Here is a 14,358-nt window from a genome sequence, read left to right as displayed (position 1 = left end):
AGCCCGGGCTAGACTGCGCCGATCTTTGAGGGGACGGCATGGACAAGCGCATTCTTTGGGGCTGCATCGCGGCGTTGGGCCTGCTGGTGCTGTTTGCCGTGATCACGATGCTGTTCGATGCGCGCCTCAACCAGGCGATCAAGACGCCGCTGGGCGACCTGCCCGTGCTCGATCTGTTCGGCGTGCTGGTGGCAATGGCCGCCGGCGGGGCGATCGCAGGCATGCGCTTTGCGCCGATCGCGGCGGTGCTGATGGCCGTGGTCTGGCTGACGAGCCTGGCTGTTCCGGCGGCATCGCCGACGATGCCGTTGATGCTCGTGCTGAAGTTCAATGCGATGGCGATGCTGCTTTCGCTCGCCATCGCCGTGCTGGGCGCCCGGTGGGGCGCGCAGTACGGTCCGCAATGGCTGGCGCGGATCAGCCGCCGCGCTTGAGGGTGATCAGCGCCGACGTGTCGGCCTCGCCCTGTCCGTGTTCGATCAGTTCGGCGTAATCGGCCAGCGCCTGTTCGACGGTCGGCAAGCGCAGACCACAGTCACGCGCGACGGACTGGACGATGCGCAGGTCCTTGAGCATGTGCGCGCACTTGAAGCCTGGCGTGAACTCGTCACGCAGCATCGTGGCGCCGCGCTTTTCCAGGAACCAGTTGCTGGCCGCACCGGCCAGCAAGGTCGGCAGCAGCTTGTCGGGATTCAGGCCGAGCTTCTCGCCAAGCGCCAGGCCTTCGCTGACGGCTTCGTTGATGCCGGCGACCAGCACCTGGTTGACCGCCTTGGCGGCCTGGCCGGCACCGCTGGCACCCATGTGGGTGACACGCGCGGCATAGCTTTCGACGACCGGGCGGACGTTGTCGAGCGCTTCGGAATTGCCGCCGACCATCACCGACAGCTTGCCGTTGCGCGCGCCTTCAACGCCGCCGGAGACCGGCGCGTCGAGGAAAGCGATGTTGTGCGCACCGAGCATGGCCGCGCACCGACGCGCGGTCTCCACGGCCACGGTCGAATGGTCGATCACCACCGCGCCGGGCTTGAGCACTTCGGCCAGCGCGGCGACATTTTCCAGCACGTCGGCATCGAGCGAGACGCACAGCACCACCAGATCGCAGTCGGCGAAGTTCGCCGCCGAGCGTGCCGCGCGCACCGAAAGCTCGGCGGCCATCGCATCGGCCTTGGCCTGGGTGCGGTTGCCCACCGCGGTAAGCAGGCCGGTGGTGTGTATGTGGCGCGCCATCGGCGCGCCCATCGCGCCCAGGCCGATCAATCCAACTTTCATCTTGTTCATATTCCGCTTGGTGGCAGGCGGGGCAGCGGTCGCTGCCACCTTCCTACCTGAGAACGCGATCCACCGCCGGGCGGGGACCGCTGCAATCCGCGCACAGGCGCGGAGTCGTGTTTATGCCGGCCAGGGCGTCACGCCAGCGGCGTGTCGTCCAGATAGGTGTAGCCGGTCAGGCCGGTTTCCAGGGCCGCGTCCATCCGCGCGGCCTCCTCGGCCGGCAATCCCGCCGCCGCGACCTTGGCCTTGTAGGCGGCACGCAGGTCCGACAGCTTGTAGCCGACGTAGTCGAGCATGACATCGGTGGTGTCGCCGCGGCGCTGCTGGGTCAGCTGGTAGCCCTGCGCAGTTGCGTCGACGCGCACTTCGATCGCGTCGGTGTCGCCGAACAGGTTGTGGATGTCGCCGAGGATCTCCTGGTAGGCACCGACCAGGAAGAAGGCGATGCGGTAGCTCTCGCCCGGGCGCGGCGCGTGCAGCGGCATCGAGGTGTCCAGGCCCTCGTTCTCGACGTAGGTCTTGACCGTGCCGTCGGAGTCGCAGGTCATGTCGGCGAGGATGCCGCGGCGCGTCGGCACTTCGTCCAGGCGCTCGATCGGCACGATCGGGAACACCTGGTCGATGGCCCACACGTCCGGGATCGACTCGAACACGCTGAAGTTGACGAAGTACTTGTCGACCAGGCGGTCGTTGAGTTCGTCGAGCAGCTCGCGGTGGCTCTTCTCGTCGAAGCTCAGGCGCTTTCGCACGGCGTGCGCGATGGCGTAGAACAGGTCGTCGATGCGCGCACGGTGGACCAGGTCGATCTGGCCCAGTGCATATAGCGACAGGCCTTCGCTGTGGTGGTGCTGGGCCTCGTGGAACAGCTCCACCGCCGGGCGCTGGTCGAGCTCGGCATGGATCTCGCGCAGATGGCGGATCACCGCCGGCTCGTCGTCGTGCTCGTCGGGGATGCGGCCTTCCGGCGCTTCTTCGACCTCCGACACGTTGGCCACCAGCACGGCGTGGTGCGCGGTCATCGCGCGGCCGCACTCGGTAACGATGCGCGGCGGCACCAGGCCGTGCTCGGCGCAGGCTTCGGCCAAGGGCTGGACGATGTTGCTGGCGTACTGGTGCACGCCGTAGTTGATCGAGCAGTAGCCGCGCGAACGCGTGCCTTCGTAATCGATGCCCAGGCCGCCACCGACGTCCATGTAGGCGATGCGCGCGCCCAGGCGCGACAGCTCGACGAAATAGCGGGTGGCCTCGCGCATGCCGTTGGCGATGTCGCGGACGTTGGAGATCTGCGAGCCCATGTGGAAATGCAGCAGCTGCAGGCAATCGGTCATGCCCGAGTCGCGCAGGTTCTTCCACAGGTCCAGCACCTGGCGCGGGGACAGGCCGAACTTGGCCTTGTCGCCGCCGCTGTTCTGCCACTTGCCGGCGCCCAGGCTGGCCAGGCGCATGCGCACGCCAAGGCCCGGCTTGACGCCCAGCGCCGCGGCTTCTTCCATCACGATCGCAAGCTCGGACGGCTTCTCGATCACGATGAAGGTCTGCAGGCCGAGCTTGCGGCCGATCAGGGCCAGGCGGATGTACTCGCGGTCCTTGTAGCCGTTGCAGACGATCAGGCCGCCGGGGCGGCTCAGCGCCAGCACCGCCATCAGCTCGGGCTTGCTGCCGGCCTCAAGGCCGAAGCCGTCACCGTGGTGCGAAGCCAGCGTGCCGGCCACGCCCTGGTGCTGGTTGACCTTGATCGGATAGACCGCCGTATAGCCACCCGAGTAGTCCCAGTCGGACTGGGCCTGGGCGAAGGCCGACTGCAGCTTGCCGAGGCGATCGCCGAGGATGTCGGGGAAACGCACCAGCAGCGGCAGCTTGGCGCCGTTGCCGCGGGCACGGTCGACCACTTCCGGCAGCGAGATGTCCGGACCGGCGGCACCGCGCGGACGGACCACGACCTGCCCGGCCGCATTCACGTCGAAGTAGCCCTCCGACCAGTGCGGAATCGAGTAGGTCTTGCGGGCCTGATCGAGCGACCAGTGGGACATCGGCGTGGTACCGGCAGAGGCGGGGGGAGGCGCATTCTACAGCCCCGTGCGCCGGCGTCTGTTGACAGCGTTGCGGCAGGGCCCGCAACCGCTTCCTGCGGCGCCCGCGGCCGCCTGCCCGGCAACGCGAGCTGCCCGCCGCCGGCCCTGTCACACCCGGTCCGCTACAATGCCGCCCCCTTTCCCCGCCTGCGCCGGTCCGTTCGCACCATCGACGACGGACACCTTCGGCCGCGGCCACCTCCCCTGGGACGAACCGGCATGAGCAACAACACCTCCTGGCATTACGAGAATTTCGAACCGACCGGCTCGGCCATCGGCTATCGCATCACCCGCAAGCTCGACGAGGTGCAGTCGCCGTTCCAGAAGATCGAGATCTTCGAGAGCACCGACTGGGGCAACCTGATGCTCATCGACGGCGCGATGATGCTGACGACGAAGGACAATTTCTTCTATCACGAGATGATGTCGCACCCGGCGCTGTTCACCCATGCCGCGCCGAAGAACGTGGTGATCATCGGCGGCGGCGACTGCGGCACGCTGCGCGAGGTGCTCAAGCACCCGGGCGTGGAGAGCGCGGTGCAGTGCGACATCGACGAGCAGGTCACGCGCATGGCCGAGAAGTGGTTCCCGGAGCTGTGCGAGTCCAACAACGATCCGCGCGCCAAGCTGCTGTTCGATGACGGCATCGCCTTCATGAAGAATGCCGCGCCCAACAGCCTGGATATCGTCATCGTCGATTCGACCGACCCGGTCGGCCCGGCCGAGGGCCTGTTCAACAAGGCCTTCTTCGAGAGCTGCTTCCGTGCGCTCAAGGACGACGGCATCCTGGTGCAGCAGTCCGAATCGCCGCTGATGCTGCTGAAGCTGATCAAGGAAATGCGCGCGGAGATGGGCAAGGCCGGCTTCACGACCTTCCAGACCCTGCCGTTCCCGCAGCCGTGCTACCCGACCGGCTGGTGGAGCTGCACGCTCGCGCGCAAGGGCAAGGGCTTCGATTTCCGCGAAGCCGACGCCCGCGCGAAGGCATTCGACACCCTCTACTACACCGCCGACATCCACCAGGGCGCGGCCAAGCTACCGCCGTTCGTGGCTGCCGAACTGGGCGAGTAGGAACGCCACCCTCGCTGTGTCGAAAGAGCCCCGCCGATCGCGGGGCTCTTTGCATTTGCGGTCAACAATCGCCCGCCGACCCGCAATGCATCGTTCCGTTCGCGGGACTGTCACAAAGACGCGCGCGGCCTAGAATTCGCGCCACTGCCTCGCCCTCCCCCAGCGAGACCGGCCCGTTCCCTCCCCCAGACGGTTCACGGCGCCGGCCTGGATGCCGCCCAATGAATCTGATGAAACCCCCGGCCCCGCGGGTGCGGCCGGTGCCGCGACCGTCGCGGATGCTCAAGCATGGCGAACGCCTGCTCGAGCCGAATGTCTACGTCGCCGACCTCGATGGACGCCCCGCCGTGATCAAGGACTACAGCCGCTATCGGTGGACGCCGCTGGCGCCGTTCGCGCGGATCCTGGTGCGCCGCGAGGCGCGCGTGCTGCGCCTGCTTCGCGGCTGGCGCCATGCGCCCGCGCTGCTCGGCACGATCGGCGGCCTGGCACTTGGCATGGAACTGGTGCAGGGCGAACCGCTCGACAGCGACACGCTGCGAGCTGCAGGCGCGCAGCTGTTCCAGCAATTGCGCGGCGCAGTGGCCAGCCTGCATGCCGCGGGCATCACCCACAACGATCTGCACGCGTCCAACATCCTGGTCTGTGGCACCACGCCGGTGCTGATCGACTACGCCTCGGCGCTGCGCACGCCACGCTGGTTGCGCTCGCTGCCGCTGGTGCGGCAACTGCGTCGAAGCGACCTGGCCAACGTGTTCAAGATGCAGCAGCGCCTGACCGGCGAGGGCCCCACTGCGCAGCAGGCCGCGGCGCTGGCCGAGCCGACCTGGGTGCGGGCACTGCGCGATGGCTGGCGTCGGTTGTACCGGGTGATCAAGCGGTAATTGCTTCGCCTGCACCGCGGTCACTGCGGCGGGACGATTGCCGCCGCGCGCGCAGTTGCAGGAACGGTCGCTCGACGGCGTAGTGGAGCAGCGCGCCAACGGCGAGCGTCGCCAGCGCGTAGACGGCGAACGCCACCAGCCCGCGCCCCTGCAGCCATTCGCCGAACTGCACGTCCACGGCGTGGAACACCAGCTTGTGGCTGAGGTACAGGCTGTAAGACACCGCCGCGATCCATGCCGCACCCGGCACGCGCCAGCGCCCGATCCAGCTGCGCGCACTGGAACCGGCCACGACCAGGCAGGCGATGGCCGCCGACAACACCGGCCAGCCAATCGAATTGCCCAGAAGTCCCGAGCGCTTCTGGAACAGCCAGAAGGCCAGCGCCATCATCGCCAGGCCGATCAGCGCGAACGCATTGCCCCATTCGCGCATGCGGGCCCACAACGCCGGGCGGAACACCGAGATCGTCGCCAGCACGACGCCGGCCAACAGGCCATCGAGGCGATTCCAGGTCGGGTAGTAGATGTCCTCGACGAACCAGTTGCGCGGCGGATCGACGGCTGCGTCGTGCAGCCACACTCCAGTGCGCAGCGCGATGCCGGCCAGCAGGACGAATGCGCACAGGCCTGCGAATTTCGCGACTGACGGCCGCCGCGTCAGCCACCACGCCAGCGCCGGGAAGACCAGGTAGAAGTGTTCCTCCACGCACAGCGACCAGGCGTGCGAGAACGCCGCCTGCGTGTCGTAGTGGACCAGCAGGTTCATCGTGAAGGTGGCGAACTGCCACCACGGCGCCATGCCGTCGGACTCGTGCAGCGCGGGAAACGCCACGTAGATCGCCAGCACAACGGCGAACGCCGGCACGATGCGATAGGCGCGCCGTGAGTAGAAGGCGGTGAACGACAGCCGTTCGCCGCGCGCCAGCGGCGCCAGCACCTGGCTGCCGATGAGGAAACCGCTGAGGACGAAGAAGATGTCCACGCCCATCCAGCCGAAGCGCGACAGCCAGGCGAAATCGGGACCGAGTCCGCCGACAAGGAAAGAGTGGAACAGCATCACCCAGATGACGGCGATGGCGCGCAGCAGGTCCAGCCCGGGTAGTCGGCTCATTCGCGATTCGTGTGTCGGTACGACGCCAGTCCGTGGCGTGACGGGCCTGCCGGGCAGGCGGACGTAGCTATCCGGAGCGCGCGGAACCTAGAGCGCGTCGCCGTCCATCTCGCCTGTGCGGATGCGAACAGCACGTTCCAGGTCCCAGACGAAGATCTTGCCGTCGCCGATCTTGCCGGTGCCGGCGGCCTTCATGATCGCCTCGACCACCGCTTCGACCTGGTCGTCGGTGATGGCGACCTCGAGCTTGATCTTGGGCAGGAAGTCGACGACGTATTCAGCGCCTCGATAGAGCTCGGTGTGGCCCTTCTGCCGGCCGAAGCCCTTGACCTCGGTGGCGGTGATGCCCGCCACGCCGGCCTCGGCCAGCGCCTCGCGGACATCGTCGAGCTTGAACGGCTTGATCACCGCCATGACCATCTTCATCGGATCTCTCCCGGTCCGGACCGGACCCCTGCTACGCAGCAGGATAGCGAAGACCGCGCCCGCGCGAGTAGCCATGCGCTACAGTGGCCCGCCCGCTCGGAATTTCCTGACAGCAGGTTGCAGCAGACGCCTACGGCGCCCTCACGGCCCCCGCCGCAAGCTGCGACTACTGCTGGAGGACACATCACCCATGATCGACCTCAACCACATCGACGACCTCGCCCGCCGCCTGAGCACCCTGGTCCCGCCGGGACTGCGTGAAAGCCGCGAGGAGCTCCAGCAGAACTTCAAGTCGGTGCTGCAGTCCGGCCTGGCCAAGCTCGACCTGGTCACGCGCGAAGAATTCGAAGTGCAGCGCGCGGTCCTGCTGCGCACCCGCGAAAAGCTCGACGAGCTGCAGCGCACCGTTGCCGAACTCGAAGCCCAGCTTGGCGGCAGCGCCTCCCCGCGCCACTGACGGCTCGCCCCACTGAGCTCTCGCCCCCACTGAGGGCTGTCCCCGATGAACCTGGCACTCGTGCACAGCCGTGCGCGATCGGGCGTTCGCGCGCCGGCGGTACGCGTCGAGGTCTACCTGGCCGGCGGACTGCCGTCGATGTCGATCGTCGGCCTGCCCGAAGCGGCGGTGCGCGAGGCCAAGGACCGGGTCCGGGCGGCGATCCAGTGCGCACAGTTCGAGTTCCCGGCCCGCCGCATCACCGTCAACCTCGCGCCTGCCGACCTGCCGAAGGAGGGTGGGCGTTTCGACCTGGCCATCGCGCTGGGCATCCTCGCCGCCAGCGGGCAGATCCCGCTGGAGTCGCTCAACGACCATGAGTTCGTCGGCGAACTTGGCCTGACCGGCGAGTTGCGCGCGATCGACGGCGTGTTGCCGGCAGCGCTGGCGACCGCGCAAGCCGGGCGGCGGCTGATCGTCCCGGCCGGCAACGGCGCCGAGGCCGCACTGGCCAGCCAGGTCGAAGTTCGCACCGCGCGCACGCTGCTGGAAGTGTGCGCGCAGCTCACCGGTCGCAAGTCGTTGCCGTTGGCCACCGCGGTGCCGAGCGTGCGCAGCGAGCAGCTGGACCTGGCCGATGTGCGCGGGCAGGCGCATGCGCGCCGGGCACTGGAGATCGCCGCCGCGGGCGGCCACCACATGCTGCTGATCGGCCCGCCCGGTTGCGGCAAGACCCTGCTGGCCTCGCGCCTGCCCGGCCTGTTGCCGGAAGCCTCCGACGCCGAGGCACTGGAGGCGGCGGCGATCGCCTCGGTCAGTGGTCGCGGCCTCGACCCTTCACGCTGGCGCGAACGCCCCTTCCGCGCGCCCCATCACACCGCCAGTGCCGTCGCGCTGATCGGCGGCGGCACGCAGCCGCGCCCGGGCGAAGTGTCGATGGCGCACCACGGCGTGTTGTTCCTGGACGAGTTGCCCGAGTGGGAACGGCGCGCGCTGGAGGTGCTGCGCGAACCGCTCGAATCGGGCGTGGTCACCGTATCGCGTGCGGCGCGCAGCGCGGAGTTTCCGGCGCGGTTCCAGCTGGTCGCGGCGATGAACCCCTGCCCTTGCGGCTGGGCCGGCGATGCCTGCGGCCGTTGCCGTTGCAGCAGCGAGTCGATTGCGCGCTATCGCGGCCGCATCTCCGGCCCATTGCTCGACCGCATTGACCTGCATGTCGAAGTGGCGCGGCTGCCACCCTCGGAATTGCGGCCGGATGCACCACCGGCCGAGGACACCGCGTCGGTGCGCACGCGGGTGGTGGCGGCTCGTGAGCGCCAACTCACGCGCTGCGCCAAGCCGAACTCGCAACTGGGGCAGGCGGAGACTGCGGCGACCTGTCGCCTGTCGGCGGGCGATCACGCCTTGCTGGAGCGCGCCGTCGATTCGCTGCAGTTGTCGGCGCGATCGCTGCACAGGATCGTGCGTGTGGCGCGGACCATCGCCGACCTGGCCGGCGAAGTTTCGATCGGGACCGTGCACCTGACCGAAGCGATCGGCTTGCGCCGCGCGGCGCGCGGCCTGGACGCGCAAGGGCGGTAGGAGCGAGCTTGCTCGCGACCGAACGTGCATGGGTCCGGCAGTCGCGAGCAAGCTCGCTCCTACGAGAATAGATCGTTGGGCTTCGCTTGAGGTTGTCAGCCGCAGCGGTCGCCGCAGACCTTCGGACGCTCTAGGAAGTCACGCGCACCCTCGCGGGCTTCGCGCATCTCCGCTTCGGTGCCGCAGCGGGTGACGTTGACGGTCGTGCCGGTCTGCTTCTCGCGCCAGCACACCTGCTTGCTGTCCTGGCCGGCGCGGGTGCCCTTCACTTCGGCGTTGATGCGCTCGAGCGCGTTCTCGAGCCGGACCTTGTCTTCCATCGTCAACTGGTCCAAGTGCGTCTTGCCCTCGGTCACGGCGAACACTTCGCGCTGCGACTTGCGGATGATGTTGACCTGACGCGGAGTCATGCCGCTGGTCTTGCCGTCGTCGAGATCGCGCTGCAGCTGTTGCTGCTGCGTCAGGATCATTTGCAGGCCGTCCTGCTGCGCAGTGGGCTCCTGTGCATTTGCCGCCGTCAGTGCCGCGGTCAGCACCACCAGCCAGATCAATCGCTTCATAGCAGTTCCTCCCCGGAACATCGCCAGATTGTCAGACACCCCTGTCGCCGAACCGCACGCCAGATGTCCAGCACCGGCGCGGGCGGCCGGTGCTGACTGGCAAGGTCACTCAGTTGCTCCTGCAGTCCCCGCAGTTACCACGCGAGTCCATCATGTTGCGGGCGGCTTCGCGCTCTTCGCGCCACTGCGACTGGGTCTTGCAGACGCGTTCCTTGCGGGTGCTGCCGAGGATCGCGCGGCGCTCGCAGACCATGCGCTCGTCTTCGCCGGAGTTGTTGACCACCGCCTCGATCCACTCGAGCGTGTTGAACACTTCGGTCTTCTGCTGGTCGTTGAGTTCGTCGGTCGACTTCTTGCCTTCGATCGTGCGCAGCATCCGATCCTGCTTGGTCAGCAGTTCGCTGCGCTCGGTCGCCGACAGGTCCTTGTACGGACCGGAGCGTTCCTCGACGCCGATGCGGATCTCATGTTGCTGGCTGCGGATGTCATCGAGCATCAGCACACGGCTGTCGACGGACGCGAACGCCGGCGTGAACATGGCCAGGCCAAGCACGGCGGCGGAAAGGAGGCGGAAGACGCGCATCGGAACGAAACCTGGGTTAGGGCCTGTCAACATAACTTGACCGATTTGGCAATGTCGACTGCCTTTTGGCGCAAATATGGTTCAGTGTTGTGAATCCGTGCCGGCCGCCTCCCCGCGAACCCAGATCCGCTGCCCCGGGTCGAGCTCGGCGGTCTCCATGACCTGCCCGCGCCAGCCGAAACCGCAGATGGCCAGGGCCCCCTGGTGGATCGGGTCGAGGCCAAAGGCCTGCTCCAGTTCGACCTCGTTGATTGCGCCGGTGATGAAGGCGCCCAGCCCGGCTTCGGTCGCCGACAGATACAGGGTCTGCGAGAGATGGCCACCTTCCAGCGCGACCACCCGGTAGCCCTTGGCGTGGTGGCGGTACTTCCAGAAGGTGCGGTCGAAGCGCGGCGACAGCAGCACGACCACATGGGCATCGGCGAACCAGTGCTGCTGGGCGACCATGTCCATGACGAACTCGCGCAGCGGCTTGTCCGGCCCGGCCAGCGGTTCCAGCGCGTGCTCCTGCGCCTGGTAGTGGTACAGGCCCGGCTCCACGCCCTCGACATGCTGGACGATCAGGTAGCACTCCATCGGGTGCAGGCCGCCACCGGAGGGCACGTTCTTTTTAAGGAAGGCCAGGTCCTCGCTGACCCGGACCTCGGCCTGGGCGGCGAACACGCGCTGCAGCAGCTGCGCGAACAGGTCGTAGGGGACCTTGCGGGTCGGATCGAAGTTGCGGCAGGTGGCGCGGCGCGCGAGCAGGTCATCAAAGGCGGTTGGGGCGATGCGCGGCAGCGGCTTGAGGTCTGGCGCCGCGGCGCGACGTGCGGCCTCGACCGGAGGCGCGCCCAGCACCTGGCGCATTTCCGCGGCCGTCTCGGTGCCGCTGTCCTTCATGTTCTTCACGGTGTCCACGCCACTCCAGCGGGTGAAGGCGTGCAGGGTGGCGGCGAGCGGATGCCAGTAAGTGGATCGCAGGGACTCGTCACGTGCTCGCATCGCGGCATCGGAAGGGGCGTCGCTGATCAGCAGGCCCTTGGCAAGCAGGCGCTGCATGACTGCGGTGTCCTCGACGCCTGCCGCATCAATCCATTGGCCGGGGCTGAGGGTGCCCAGCAGTTCACGCTCGGTGGTGTCGACCTCGACCTCTTCTCCCAGGTGCGGGGCCAGCGCGACCCAGCGGCGCTCCCGTCGCAGGCCGTCACCGCCGCCGAGCAGCACGCCCAGATCGAACTCGGCCTGCTCGCGGGGTTCGAGGAATACAACGGCACAACGTCGGATACGCATTCCCGGGCCCCTGAAGTAGAAGCCCTTACTCTGCTTGCAACCGGCCTCCGACGGAAGGCGCGTGACTCAAAGACCAGATCGACCCGGGTACCGGCGTCGGCTGAAGCGGCCCGCGCGCGGTTGTGACGTCGGGCACACCCGGTTAGATTGCGCCATCACGGCCTGCAACGGGCCTTCGAGGGGAACGGGGATGAACGAGGCACTGACCGCACCGCTGGATCCGGCCATTGCGGACCGGTTGTTGGACCTGCTCAGCACTGACGACGATTTCCGCGCGCAGTTCCAGCGCGACCACCTCGGTGCACTGCGCACGCTGGGCTATGAATCGCCCTCGCCCGGCCAGATGACGGCATGCGGGCTGGTGCTCGCGTCGGCGCCGGAACCGTTCCGTGATTGCAAGGTCACCGACCTCGCCCCGAAGGAAGCCATTGCCGCTGCCCGCGGCGAGATCATGGCGATGCTCCTGCGTGGCCTGAACCAGACGACGCCGCGCCTGGATGCAGGCACCGATACGTCCGGGTTCGTGCGCCGCTGATGCGTTGGGGGCGGAGCGGCTAGCCGCCCGCCGGTTTCACGCGACCGCGCAGCTCGGATTCCTTTCGTGCTGCGCGATTGCTGTCGGCGACGTTGAGCGCCTGCAGGCAGTGGCCGCATTCGAGCTCGACGTACGCCAATCCGCGATGCTGGCGCAGCCATTGCGCCTGCTCCACCGCCAGGTCGGACTGATCGGCATCCAGGTACGCGTCCATCAAGGCTGCGCGGGTCTGGAAGCGCTCCCGTCCTGTCAGCAGTGGCAGGAGCAGTTTTACTGCCTCGTCCGTGTTGCCATCGAGCCGGGCCTTCTGCGCGCGCACGACGACCAGCAACTCGGCCAGCTGTGGTGTCTTCATGAGCAGGCCGTACTTCGGCAGCTCCTGTAGCACCGACGCCGCGATGTCGCGATCACCCAGGCGCTGGGCAACGATCGCCGCGCCGAGGGACAAGGCCGCATCTTCTTCGGCATCGGCGTCCAGGTCGGATGCCTTCTGCTTGGCCAACGCCGCAAGCGCCTGCTCCGAAGCCGAGCGCGCATAACGCAGGGCATTGCCCTTGTCGCCAGCCAGCCAGGTCGTCACGGCCACCGGAAGCAGCAGGTAGCGGCTCTCCAGCCCGCGCTCCGCCTCGGTCAGCGACAGCCCGGTGCGCGCAAGCGCCTGGGCCTGCTTCCATTGCCCCTGGTCGACGGCCAGGCTGGCCCGCTCCAGGTAGGCGAAGGGATTGTCCGGTTCCAGCTTGTCGACGTATTTGTGGGCCGCGGCGAAGTCGCCCTGGGCCGCGGCCGTGGCCAGCAATCGCCGCACGCTTCCGCCGGTGGCCGAATAGGATTTCTCGAACGCGCTCTGCGCTTGTGCGTACTGCTGCATGCCCAGGTAGGCGCGTCCGACCGTGTCGAACTCGTTACCCGCCAGCGGATTCTGCGGAACGGCCGCCGCCAGCGCATGCGCCAGGGCTTCCTCGAAGCGGTTCTCGGTATACAGCCAGATCGCGGCATTGCCCCTGCCCGGCAGGTAGTCGGGATAGAGGCGGGCCAGCTGCATCCACTTTCCGGTCGTGGTCGCCGGATCGGCGAACTCCGACACCCAGGCGTCCAGGTACAGCGCTTCGCGGGGCGGAAGGTGGGCTTTCAGCGACAGTGCACGACGCAGTGGCTCCACCGCCGCACTCGCCTTTTCCTGGCCGTAGTAGATCCTCACCTGTCCCAGCCAGGCGAGCGCGAACTGGGGATCGAGCTCCGTGGCGCGGCGGTACAGCTGCAGTGCCTCGCTGTACTGGAATTTCGAAGCGGCCTTCTGCGCGAGCGCGTATGCGCGCAATGCGTCCAGGTTCGTGGTCGTGACCTCCGGCAGGCTGGCCGAGTCACGCTCGATCGACTTGATCGATTCGCCCAGGTTGCCGCGCAGCTCGCCGGTGACCGAATCGATGGAGTCCAGTGCCGAGGCGGCTCCCGTGCCGTCGAACGACACCGCGTAAACGGTGGCCTGGGTATGCGGGTCGATGATCTCCGCGCTGACTCGCACGCGTCCGCCCACTTCGGCGACCGTCGGCAGGATCACCGCCCGGGCACCATCGCGCAATGCGATCTCCGAGGCCACGGTGCGATCGAGCACCGTGCCCGGCTCCCGTCGCATCCGCGTCAGCGTGTCGCGGGCCTTGAGGTCGCTGAAGACATTGACGTACCGCGACTGCTCCAGGCTGATCCGAAACGCCTGCTCGAGCGAATCGTCGAGCACGCTCTGTCCGGTCAGGTTGCGCAGGTCGGCAACCACCACCCAGTCGCGCTGGTTGAACGCGATCGCCGGCGCCGGGCGGGTCATGAACCAGACGCCGATGCCGAACAGTGCCACCAGGGCCGCTTCGGCCACCAGCGATGCCGGCCGGCGCCACAACGGGATGTCACGCCAGGCCTTGGTCGTGTTCGGCGGCGTGCGCAGCGGGGCGATGCCGGGCTCGCCGACTTCGTAGACCTGCTGGCCCTCGGGCATTCCCTTGAAGCGCCAGCGGCCGTGCGATTTCCAGAGCAGCTGCTGGCCGCGTTCGCCCAGTTCGCGCGCTGCGCGGTGGGCCAGCGGTTCGGCCACGGACGACAGCAGGATCTGCCCGGGGCGTGCCATCGACATCAGGCGCGCCGCGGTCGGCTTGGCCAGGCCTTCCACTTCCAGCGGCTTGGCGCCGGCCAGGACGGCTTCATCGGTATTGCGCCAGGTCAGCACCTCGCCCACATGCAGGCCGGCACGCGCCTTGATTTCCATCCCGAGCGAAGCGCTCATCACTTCCAGGGTGCGGACGTAATCGAGGGCGAAGCCAAGGCCGTCGATCGGCCGCTCGAACATCAGCAGCAGGCCATCGGAGCGGTCGATCAGTCGTCCGCGCCAGCGCTGCTGGAGATCCAGCACGAGCCGGTCGTGGTCGCGGAACAGCGTGGCTGTTGCGACGTCGCCGATGCTCTCGACCAGCGCGGTCGAATCGCACAGGTCGGTCAGCAACAACGTCCGCAGTTGCGGTGAGTCGATCGACGGGCGATGGGTCATCTCATTCATCGATGGTGTC

Annotated in this window: 14 protein-coding genes; 6 read left to right on the top strand and 8 right to left on the bottom strand. The window is 67.8% G+C overall.

Annotated elements, in window-relative coordinates; genetic code table 11:
- The first annotated feature begins 38 nt into the window (after window positions 1-38).
- Window positions 39-434: a hypothetical protein gene (locus AC3A3Q_RS06665; protein WP_487585473.1), complete on the top strand. Its 396-nt coding sequence runs from the start codon at window positions 39-41 to the stop codon at window positions 432-434.
- Here the strand turns inward: AC3A3Q_RS06665 and AC3A3Q_RS06660 are convergent.
- On the bottom strand, window positions 418-1,320 hold the full coding sequence (locus tag AC3A3Q_RS06660) for an NAD(P)-dependent oxidoreductase (RefSeq protein WP_487585472.1): 903 nt from the start codon (window positions 1,318-1,320) through the stop codon (window positions 418-420). The two genes, AC3A3Q_RS06665 and AC3A3Q_RS06660, sit on opposite strands and share 17 nt — an antisense overlap.
- Before the next feature lie 89 nt (window positions 1,321-1,409).
- A complete protein-coding gene (gene speA, locus AC3A3Q_RS06655; protein ID WP_487585471.1) occupies window positions 1,410-3,305 on the bottom strand; it encodes an arginine decarboxylase in 1,896 nt (631 codons plus the stop codon).
- A 261-nt stretch (window positions 3,306-3,566) separates the two neighbouring features.
- Between speA and speE the strand changes: the two genes are divergently transcribed.
- Both speE and AC3A3Q_RS06645 read left to right on the top strand, forming a co-directional pair.
- Entirely contained in the window at window positions 3,567-4,418 is an 852-nt protein-coding gene (gene speE, locus AC3A3Q_RS06650; RefSeq protein WP_487585470.1) for a polyamine aminopropyltransferase, read from the top strand.
- Window positions 4,419-4,648: 230 nt separating this feature from the next.
- Window positions 4,649-5,302 carry a BUD32 family EKC/KEOPS complex subunit gene (locus AC3A3Q_RS06645; protein ID WP_487585469.1) on the top strand — a complete coding sequence of 218 codons (654 nt, stop codon included), beginning with the start codon at window positions 4,649-4,651 and terminating at the stop codon, window positions 5,300-5,302.
- Here the strand turns inward: AC3A3Q_RS06645 and AC3A3Q_RS06640 are convergent.
- A complete protein-coding gene (locus tag AC3A3Q_RS06640) occupies window positions 5,292-6,413 on the bottom strand; it encodes an acyltransferase family protein (protein ID WP_487585468.1) in 1,122 nt (373 codons plus the stop codon). The genes AC3A3Q_RS06645 and AC3A3Q_RS06640 overlap by 11 nt on opposite strands.
- An 87-nt stretch (window positions 6,414-6,500) precedes the next feature.
- Entirely contained in the window at window positions 6,501-6,839 is a 339-nt protein-coding gene (locus tag AC3A3Q_RS06635) for a P-II family nitrogen regulator (RefSeq protein ID WP_158732151.1), read from the bottom strand.
- 190 nt (window positions 6,840-7,029) lie between these two features.
- On the opposite strand from AC3A3Q_RS06635, the gene ubiK reads away from it, so the two are divergent.
- Together ubiK and AC3A3Q_RS06625 are read left to right on the top strand one after the other, a co-directional pair.
- A complete protein-coding gene (gene ubiK, locus AC3A3Q_RS06630) occupies window positions 7,030-7,296 on the top strand; it encodes a ubiquinone biosynthesis accessory factor UbiK (RefSeq protein WP_200608360.1) in 267 nt (88 codons plus the stop codon).
- A 45-nt stretch (window positions 7,297-7,341) separates the two neighbouring features.
- Window positions 7,342-8,856 (top strand): YifB family Mg chelatase-like AAA ATPase, encoded by a 1,515-nt coding sequence (locus AC3A3Q_RS06625; RefSeq protein WP_487585467.1) that lies wholly within the window; start codon window positions 7,342-7,344, stop codon window positions 8,854-8,856.
- A 95-nt stretch (window positions 8,857-8,951) separates the two neighbouring features.
- Here AC3A3Q_RS06625 and AC3A3Q_RS06620 read toward each other — a convergent pair whose 3' ends face one another.
- The 3 genes from AC3A3Q_RS06620 to AC3A3Q_RS06610 all read right to left on the bottom strand — a co-directional run bounded on the left by AC3A3Q_RS06620 (window position 8,952) and on the right by AC3A3Q_RS06610 (window position 11,271).
- Window positions 8,952-9,416, bottom strand: coding sequence for a hypothetical protein (locus tag AC3A3Q_RS06620; protein ID WP_487585466.1), 465 nt, complete (start codon window positions 9,414-9,416; stop codon window positions 8,952-8,954).
- Between the two features lie 109 nt (window positions 9,417-9,525).
- Window positions 9,526-9,999, bottom strand: coding sequence for a hypothetical protein (locus tag AC3A3Q_RS06615; protein ID WP_487585465.1), 474 nt, complete (start codon window positions 9,997-9,999; stop codon window positions 9,526-9,528).
- 81 nt (window positions 10,000-10,080) lie between these two features.
- Window positions 10,081-11,271: a putative peptide maturation dehydrogenase gene (locus AC3A3Q_RS06610; RefSeq protein ID WP_487585464.1), complete on the bottom strand. Its 1,191-nt coding sequence runs from the start codon at window positions 11,269-11,271 to the stop codon at window positions 10,081-10,083.
- Window positions 11,272-11,461: 190 nt separating this feature from the next.
- Here AC3A3Q_RS06610 and AC3A3Q_RS06605 point away from each other — a divergent pair, with 190 nt between their 5' ends.
- A complete protein-coding gene (locus AC3A3Q_RS06605; RefSeq protein WP_487585463.1) occupies window positions 11,462-11,806 on the top strand; it encodes an NHLP-related RiPP peptide in 345 nt (114 codons plus the stop codon).
- A 19-nt stretch (window positions 11,807-11,825) separates the two neighbouring features.
- Here AC3A3Q_RS06605 and AC3A3Q_RS06600 read toward each other — a convergent pair whose 3' ends face one another.
- Entirely contained in the window at window positions 11,826-14,348 is a 2,523-nt protein-coding gene (locus AC3A3Q_RS06600) for a putative peptide modification system cyclase (protein ID WP_487585462.1), read from the bottom strand.
- Window positions 14,349-14,358: the final 10 nt, after the last annotated feature.

The sequence above is a fragment of the Lysobacter sp. Soil_C_59 genome (assembly GCF_057656415.1).
The sequence above is the reverse complement of the archived record's forward strand: the minus strand, read 5'-3'. Positions and strand labels throughout refer to the sequence as shown.

Bases quoted from the DNA above. Each gene is read 5' to 3' on its own strand.
- AC3A3Q_RS06665 (WP_487585473.1), top strand. From the start codon at position 39: ATGGACAAGCGCATTCTTTGGGGCTGCATCGCGGCGTTGGGCCTGCTG.
- speA (WP_487585471.1), bottom strand. From the start codon at position 3,305: ATGTCCCACTGGTCGCTCGATCAGGCCCGCAAGACCTACTCGATTCCG.
- speE (WP_487585470.1), top strand. From the start codon at position 3,567: ATGAGCAACAACACCTCCTGGCATTACGAGAATTTCGAACCGACCGGC.
- AC3A3Q_RS06645 (WP_487585469.1), top strand. From the start codon at position 4,649: ATGAAACCCCCGGCCCCGCGGGTGCGGCCGGTGCCGCGACCGTCGCGG.
- AC3A3Q_RS06640 (WP_487585468.1), bottom strand. From the start codon at position 6,413: ATGAGCCGACTACCCGGGCTGGACCTGCTGCGCGCCATCGCCGTCATC.
- AC3A3Q_RS06635 (WP_158732151.1), bottom strand. From the start codon at position 6,839: ATGAAGATGGTCATGGCGGTGATCAAGCCGTTCAAGCTCGACGATGTC.
- ubiK (WP_200608360.1), top strand. From the start codon at position 7,030: ATGATCGACCTCAACCACATCGACGACCTCGCCCGCCGCCTGAGCACC.
- AC3A3Q_RS06625 (WP_487585467.1), top strand. From the start codon at position 7,342: ATGAACCTGGCACTCGTGCACAGCCGTGCGCGATCGGGCGTTCGCGCG.
- AC3A3Q_RS06620 (WP_487585466.1), bottom strand. From the start codon at position 9,416: ATGAAGCGATTGATCTGGCTGGTGGTGCTGACCGCGGCACTGACGGCG.
- AC3A3Q_RS06615 (WP_487585465.1), bottom strand. From the start codon at position 9,999: ATGCGCGTCTTCCGCCTCCTTTCCGCCGCCGTGCTTGGCCTGGCCATG.
- AC3A3Q_RS06610 (WP_487585464.1), bottom strand. From the start codon at position 11,271: ATGCGTATCCGACGTTGTGCCGTTGTATTCCTCGAACCCCGCGAGCAG.
- AC3A3Q_RS06605 (WP_487585463.1), top strand. From the start codon at position 11,462: ATGAACGAGGCACTGACCGCACCGCTGGATCCGGCCATTGCGGACCGG.
- AC3A3Q_RS06600 (WP_487585462.1), bottom strand. From the start codon at position 14,348: ATGAATGAGATGACCCATCGCCCGTCGATCGACTCACCGCAACTGCGG.